The 890-nt window shown below is 62.2% G+C and carries 1 protein-coding gene; it reads right to left on the minus strand.

The features are described from left to right. The coding region (locus ACFPPD_RS16905; RefSeq protein WP_378082686.1) for a cellulose binding domain-containing protein at positions 1 to 890 on the minus strand (890 nt) is incomplete at both ends.

The raw sequence follows: 890 nt of genomic DNA on the forward strand, positions 1-890 counted from the left end.
GTCGTGCCGTTCGTCAGTCCCGTGTCCGCGTAACTCGTCGCCGTCACTCCGGTCGCCACGTTCGCATACGGTCCGCCGCTCGTCGTGGCGCGTTTCACCGTGTAGCTAGTCGCGCCGCTCGATGCCGTCCAGCTCAGCGCGACCTGCGCGTTGCCCGCCGTCGCGGTCATGCCGGTCGGCGCTGCCGGCACAATCGTGCCGCCAGGCTCGGTGCCCCATACGAGCGTGCCGTTCTGGTACAAGGTTACGTTGCCCGACAAGGCGAACGACGTCTGCGTACCGTTGTAAGAATAATCGTCCGCTTCGCTGTAGTTGCTCCAGTTGGCCAGATTGACGCGGTTTTGAATTTCGCCGCTATTGCCGCCAGCCGCGACCGAACCCGCGCCTGACGTAAAACCGATCTCCATATACGTGTCTGCTCCGGTAGCCGCCGGCGACACCGTGCCGAACGTTCCGGTCACGTTGCTGCAGCCGACGATCGCGTAATCGCAGTTATACTGATCGGACTGCGTCGAACCTTTCGTGTAGTAATAGCGGATTTTCAGCTGGCTGAGCGGCACGGCGGAAGCGCCCGTGTTAACGATGCGCAGCAGCGGCCTCATCTGTTGGTCGGTCGCGCTCGAATCGCCGACGCGATACTCGATCTTAAGAGTGCTAGGCAATTGAGGCGTCGCGCTCGCTTGCGACGAATTCGCGCTCTCGCCCGCCGCATTCGTAGCGCTGACGACGTAATAGTACGTTGTGCCGTTCGTCAGCCCGGTGTCCGCGTAGGTCGTCGTGGCAATGCCGGTTGCCACGTTCGTATACGGTCCACCGCTCGTCGTTGCGCGCTTCACCGTATAGCTCGTCGCACCTGCGGAAGCCGTCCAGCTAAGCGCAACCTGCGCATT

Origin of the sequence: Cohnella suwonensis, from assembly GCF_042655365.1 — a bacterium.
GTDB lineage: Bacteria > Bacillota > Bacilli > Paenibacillales > Paenibacillaceae > Cohnella > Cohnella suwonensis.